This window comes from Microcystis sp. LE19-10.1B (assembly GCF_027530565.1).
Taxonomy (GTDB): Bacteria; Cyanobacteriota; Cyanobacteriia; order Cyanobacteriales; family Microcystaceae; genus Microcystis; species Microcystis aeruginosa.
Window position 1 is genome coordinate 1 of record NZ_JAPZQM010000084.1, and the last position, 6,839, is coordinate 6,839.

At 47.3% G+C, this 6,839-nt stretch carries 4 protein-coding genes; all 4 read right to left on the reverse strand.

The window, feature by feature from the left end; genetic code table 11:
• Positions 1-253: 253 nt before the first annotated feature.
• The 4 genes from O9332_RS02885 to O9332_RS02900 are packed head-to-tail and all read right to left on the reverse strand — an operon-like array spanning position 254 to position 6,579.
• Complete coding sequence (locus O9332_RS02885; RefSeq protein WP_288023552.1) at positions 254-2,782, reverse strand: SAV_2336 N-terminal domain-related protein; 2,529 nt, start codon at positions 2,780-2,782, stop codon at positions 254-256.
• 8 nt (positions 2,783-2,790) lie between these two features.
• Positions 2,791-3,888 (reverse strand): AAA family ATPase, encoded by a 1,098-nt coding sequence (locus O9332_RS02890; protein ID WP_288023553.1) that lies wholly within the window; start codon positions 3,886-3,888, stop codon positions 2,791-2,793.
• Positions 3,878-5,728: a VMAP-C domain-containing protein gene (locus tag O9332_RS02895; RefSeq protein ID WP_353853399.1), complete on the reverse strand. Its 1,851-nt coding sequence runs from the start codon at positions 5,726-5,728 to the stop codon at positions 3,878-3,880. The genes O9332_RS02890 and O9332_RS02895 overlap by 11 nt, the downstream gene beginning before the upstream one ends.
• Complete coding sequence (locus O9332_RS02900; RefSeq protein WP_288023557.1) at positions 5,728-6,579, reverse strand: hypothetical protein; 852 nt, start codon at positions 6,577-6,579, stop codon at positions 5,728-5,730. Before O9332_RS02900 ends, O9332_RS02895 begins: the two co-directional genes overlap by 1 nt.
• Positions 6,580-6,839: the final 260 nt, after the last annotated feature.

Consider the following 6,839-nt stretch of genomic DNA (forward strand, 5'->3'; position numbering starts at 1 on the left):
TTTGTAATATTCCTTGTTGACACCCTTACTGACAAAGAAAAAACTGAAATCAAGTCAGGATAAGGGTTGGAGTGCTTACTGCAAAAATTGTTAAGAAAGATCCCTATAAGGGATAGCTTATCAAGGGGGGCAGGGGGGATCAAACCCCCCAGGTAATTGACCACCCCTAAACCAATACACTTGTACTATAGCCTGCCTAAAAAAATTCCAGAAAAGGGAATGAGGAAAAAGAGAGAAAAAAAGGGGAAAAGGGTTACAGGGTTCTCCCGAATACGCAGACTACCCGAAAACCGATAAGGTAGTTGCGGTTGTCGCGGCGGAAGTTGATGAGGCGAAACGCGGAACGGCAGTTATTAGGATTGACGCCCCAGGAACCGCCCCGCAATACACAATATCGGTCATCTATCAAGAGTTTATTTATACTATTTAATAAATTTTCATAACGATTATCAATATTTTTTTCGTCCCAAACGCTCCCGTCTGTGGGCGGTGCGCCTTGATAATCACCGTGCCACGGATCTAAACACCACTCCCAAACATTCCCGTGCATATCGTACAGCCCAAAGGCGTTGGGGGGATAGGAGCGGACGGGGGTGGTTTTATTTGGGGATTGTTTCGGCTTTTCTTGTTGATAGACCTTTGAACTATTGTAATTCGCCAGTTCTGCCGTGATCGTCTCGCCAAAGTGGAAGGGGGTGGTTGTTCCCGCTCTACAAGCGTATTCCCACTCGGCCTCGCTTGGTAAACGGTAATTTTTTCCCGTGTGACGGGACAGACGAGCGCAGAATTCGATCGCATCGTACCAACTCACGCGCTCGACGGGGTTGTTATCGCTTTCCTTAAAGTGCGCGGGGTCTGGATCGAGGTCTTTTCCCTCCCTCGGTAGGTGGGCCACGAACCGCCATTGCGCCCGCGTAATCGGAGTCTGGCTCAGGTAGAAGGCACTGACGCTCACGGGGTGTTGGGGTTTTTCAGACTCGGAATCGCCCTTTTCTCCCGGTGAACCCATCAGGAAAGTTCCCCCCGGGATAGCAACCATAGTCAGGGGTTCGATTTCCTCCCCTAGGGGTTCCTCGTAGTAGTAGGCCTCCAGGGGTTCTCTTTTGGTAATTTCTCCCCGTTTATCGACGTATCTGGTCTCGAAGGTGAATTTTAGGAGTTTTTCCGGGGTCAAGATTTCCTGTTTTCGCTGCCTCACTCTCTCCTCGATGTTTTGGGCGATATCGGCGTACTCTCCCCCCCAAGTGCGGAGAACGGCCGCGTCCACCTCAGCGAAATAGAGAGAGCGATCGCTGACTGCATCCGCTAGAGAACCCTGTGGATTGGGGATTAGAGCCGAAAAATCGCGAAATTCGCCGTAATGGTCGCGAATATAATCGCCGATACCGCGCCAAATATCGATCGTGCGTCTAGCGGCACTATCTGCCAACAGTAGCTGACGAATGCCGGGGTAAAAATCGTACCAAGCATCCGGAACCGTCGCTCCCTCCGGACTAAAGGTAGATTTTTCGACCAGTCCGCTAAAAAAGACCTCCGCTAGATGCCAATGTTTACTATCGGGTAAAAATCGCCGCTGTGCCAATCGCATCACCGGAGGAATCAGGGGAACGGCCGCCAGCACTTTAGCCAGTTCTCGGGCCAAGGGACTGGAATCGATTAAAAAGCCTCTCAATAAATCTTCCGGGGATTCCGCTTCCGGAGCGGCTGCCTCTTCTTCTCCGGTTTCACCCATATTCACCCCCGCAGTGGTTGCTCCCATTAAAACCCCCTGAATGGAATTACCACCGCTCCCAGCGATAAATTTCGCCCAGGTTGCAAAGTGAGCGGGGGATAGATTGAAAATGGGGAACCGATAGAGAATCTGCTTCGTGCGGAGTCTTTCCCCCACTTGCAGTGTTGCATTGGCAGAAGCGGGACCCGGTGCGATCAAAGGCCGGAGGATCGCTCCCTCTAAAGCGGTTCGTTGCCATAGCTCCTGCGGGAAAATGTGAGCAATGGTGACGGGGTGTTCTTTTCCCAGATCCGCTAGGGTGGCAAAGGCAGACCCCGATCGCCAAGCTTTCCCCAAAGTATCGGTTAGGACGATAAAAAGTCGGTTTCCAGAGGGTGCAACCAGACTGCGAGGGTTCCGTTCGATTTGCCCCGCACCAGAAAGCAAACGAGCTTCATTTTCACCCGTCTCGAACCACCAAACCCGCACATCCCTAAAAAAGCCTTGCCAACGGAAGAGAGTGGTCATTCCCCCCGCTAGATCTCCCCAAAATTCCATCGGGGGAGAGCGATCGATCAACAGGTGAACCTCTAACCAACGTTCTAGGGGGGGTCGGAAAGCGAGCATCGGTAATCCCCCCGCTTCGGCCGTCCGTTCCACTGTAACCTCGATATCCAACTCGTCGGCCCGTAATCCAGGCACGCGACGCGCTAGGGGGAGAATTGCCTTACTGATGGCGGTGGGTTCGGGTATCGGAAAGGGATCGGGGACGCGAACGGGAGAAGAACGATCGCTCTCGACCGAATCGCGCTTCCGGGAGGTCTGCGTCGGGCGATCGATGGTTTCGGGATAGGCAACGGGGAGCGTTGGCTCGATCGCTCCGGGGGGAGGGGTTTTTTCACCGCTGCCGGATGACCGGTTATCCTCCTGATCATTAGATGAGGTTGCTTCCGACTGTTCAGGCTGCTCGATCAACCAAGGCGCGATAATTCGATCGAGGTAAGCAGCGCACCAGATCAGTTCTGCCATTTCCCTCTCGTCTTCCCACCAGATAGCTTTTTTCCCTTCCATCTATCCCCCTACCCTTGCAAGGATTTAAAGATGGTGTCTAGCAGCTTGCTATCGGGGTCGGTGAGGTCGTTTCCCTGTAGTAACAGATAGACCGCGTTGAGCAGTTGATCGGTGGCTAGTTTGTCTTTGCGTTTGATTCGATCGAGAAATTCCCGGATCAGATTTCTGGCCGGTTCGTCCAATTGATTTAGGCTCTCCGGGGGGAAACGTTGCTCTAGTATCCGATAGAAATCATCCTCGTTGTCGGGTTGTTCGAGTCTTAAACGCAAACATCGACGCAGGAAAGCAGGGGGAAACTCCCGGGCCTCGTTACTGGTCATGAATACTAGCGGAAACTCCTGACAAGACACACAACCTCGATCGATCGGGATTTTTTCCTCGCTGTCGTCCTGTTGACCGCGATAGGGAAGAACCGATTGGTCGCCGGTTTTTAATCGTGTCAATTCTGGGATCTCAAAAAATCCCTCCTCGAAAATATGGAGGAGATCGTTAGGCATATCGATATCGCTTTTATCGATCTCATCAATTAGCAGCACCGCCGGTCGTCCGGGAAGGGATCGATAAAAAGCCATCCCCATGGGACCTAATCTTAAATAGCTGCCGATATCCGGCTCCTCGTACTCTCCCCCCTCTCCCACTTTCTGTCTTTGTAGGGAAGCTTCCTGTAACCGTCCGATCGCATCGTAGGCATAAAGACCCTCTTTAAGGGTGGTGCGGGAAACGATCGACCAACGGTAGGGGCCGGGTAGTCCCAATTCCCGCGCCACTGCGTAGGCCAGGGAAGTTTTGCCGGCGCCGGGGTTGCCCTCGATCAGTAGGGGACGACGCAAACAGAGGGCAGCATTCACCAATTCCACCGCTTTCTTATCCGCGACGAATCCTAAAGCCCTAGGGTCGATTTTTCCCTGTTCGGGCGGTATTTTCTGCGATTTTGCCGCTTTTGTCCATTCTTCCGGGGACAGGCTAAAACTGCGCCAAGGGGGTGGCGGTGGGATGCGATCGAGGTGTTTTCTTTGTTCTTTGGGTGTGGGTAAACTATCGGCACTCAGGGTCAAACCCCGATAGATGCGAAGTTCTTCTGCTTTGGGAACTGGTTTATCGGCCATTGGATTCCACCACTCTCGTGTTTAGAGGTCTTGGTCTCGGGGAGGGTTTGGGGTATAGATCGTCCCAGAAAAGGGCGATTTCTCGCTTGTTTCTGCGTAATTCTTTGATCTTATCGGGCCAGTTTCTCCATTCCGAGGGTTTTAGATCGTTATCTGTCATCGGTTCGCCGGCGTTTCGACTCCAGACGGCGATCGGCAGGGATTCCACGATATCTTCCAGATCGGCGATCGATGGTTCGGTTCCGATGTAGTAATGTTTCTGGTCAAGATCGCTATTATTTTCCCATAAAGCTCTCTTGATCTCCTCGATCTTGTCGCGTATTTCTCGGAAATCTTCATCGAAATAGCGATCGAAGGAGTTAATAAAAACAGGATACTCGTATCCGATAGATGGCCCATCACCGCATCTAAACTTAATATCTTCTAGGGAGTGTTTCAGCAAAGCAAATGGAAGGAAAAATTCAATCTCTAGTCTCGCTCGATCGGGTAAATAGTAAAACATTTCAGGAATTACCTGATAGAAACTATTTTGCATTTCTTCTAACATAAAACCTTGTTCTTTTTTATAGATATTCCATAACTTAATTTTATTGTTTATTCCCACAAAAAACATCGTATTTACATGAAAATATTCTGTTTGTAAGCCAGTATTATTATGTTTATCAATTGCGGGTGAGATTACAATTTGTATTCTTCCTTCTAGTTCGATAATTTTATTAAATTTATCCCACAATTCTCTCGCATATTTTTTGATTGTGTCTAACTGCACACCATCCCTATATCGAACAGCTTCACCTTTCCAAGTATCAATATCTTCAGCAATATCTCGGTTCTGATCCTTAAATAACTTCAACCTGCACCATTCAGAAAATAAAATCAAAGGACATATTTCTTTATTAACTGGCTTACTAGATAAATCTTTTAGTTTTCCTCTAAGCTCTTCTATGTTTGAAATAGATGATGATTTGGGATCCTCATAGACTAACAGAAAAGAGTTGATTAAAAATAAACTATTATCGGAATTAATATTTAAAATATTGAAAAGTTTTTCGATTAAATTAAATCGTTGATTTTCCCATTTTTGGTCAGCTTTAGGATAAGTAGGAAAAAAGATAGCATGGGTTTCAATTCCTAGCGCAGAATAATTAACACGCTGATTACTGTCAACATTTTGGTTCATTTTATGAACCAACAAACCTAGATCGACATATCCAGAGTGGGAATAAAACTCGATCGCTTTTATGTCATCGAGAGCTTGTTGCAGCGATCGGGATAAAACGCCTTCGATCGCTGTATCTTTTGACCTACAAGCTGCCATAACATGAATAGCTATATTAGCTCCTCGAACCGCTTCATATTGTTTGATCGCATCGCTAACGAATTTTATAATATCTCCCGCACCACTTTGGGAGTAACAAGTATCAATAATATAGAGAACTTGAGAGATGGTTACTTGGTTATTTTTAATAGGACGAACTAAGTCTTGAGTCGGTAAAGCCGTTGAAGGTATATCGTCACTATTTGTGTCTTCCAGTATGAGATAATGTCCATCCCCTTGACAATATTCGCCATGACCAGAATAGTAAAAAATAAGAATATTTTTCGTTCCATGTCGCTCTCTATCCCGAAGCCAATTAGGGAATAATTTTTTAAGATCGTTAGTTGTGGGATTCAAGTGTAAACTTGGCAGAACTCTTTCATATCCAAAACCACTGGTAAACAGAATGTTCACCAATTCTAAATCCGTCTCGACGCTGGGTAATTGCTCGAATGCGTTGTAATCCTTTGTCCCACAAGCAATTAGATAATACTTGATTTCTTCATCCATATCATTACCCATCAATCGATTAACCCCGATCGAATCGCTTCCCCAGTTTCAACCGCCGTCAGATACCTTTTGGCATCGTGAGCCTCGCAACCATTATAAACTAGCTTATCCTCGACAGTTCCCTCAAATAAAGGGTTGAGTTGCTTTGTCAACGCCACCACATCGCCATCGTCCGCGATATTTACCCATCTTTCCACATTTCCGGGCCAGCACCCCAGGTTATTGCGGGGGGATGGTTGCAGTCGATCGAAAATTAATTGTCTTATCCCCAAAGGAGAACCGAGAGTGACAAAGACTTTAATCGGCCATTCTGGATGCTGACATAAAGTTTCGTAACAGACGATCGAACCGAGAGAATGAGCTACAAGTACCCGCGTATCTTCACCGATACATTCTATTACTCGCTCTTGAATCTGCTGTTTTAGCTTTCGATCGTGTAAATAGCTCCCCACTTGCTTAAGATAAGAAATAACCAATTTCTCGGCAATGCTACCGAAAAACCGAGATTCACTTAACCCCGACAAAGCTCTCTGGATAATTTTTGGGGTAGATTTTTCTCTCAAAAGGCTATCCGCATTGGGATGATTATTTTCCACTCGTTCCGTTTCTTGCCACCACGACTGGAGTAATTCTTTTTCCCAATCGGAATCGATATCATTAACATCGTAGTTCGGGATACCGATCGCTTTCGATTTTCCCCGAAAAATATCTCCGTAAAACGCGCAACGAAAATCAGTATCGGACTTTAACTCGGTTCCCGCGAGTTTCAATCCATCCTTGAGACTTGGCAACCACTCAGCACAAATCGTGTGGCTACCCCTAAATTCTTGCGCGATACCGTGAACACCGACAATTTTAGCCATGATCGTGCGGTTACAGAGCTTCCCTATCCCTGTTGATTTTCAATTTTAAATGGTTTTTCCCACTTTAGACCGAGAGCAAATTTAAAAACTGCCTTGCTTCGATCGCCTTGTCAGTCGAGATAGGGTTTGCTGAAAAAGCTTTTCCTGGGGGCAGGGTGTGGGGTGTGGGGTGTGGGGTGTGGGGTTTTACCCATTTTCAGGGGGTCAATTACCTAATTTTCAGGGAAAAAGTCCCGGAATTTTCCCCCCAATCACTCCAA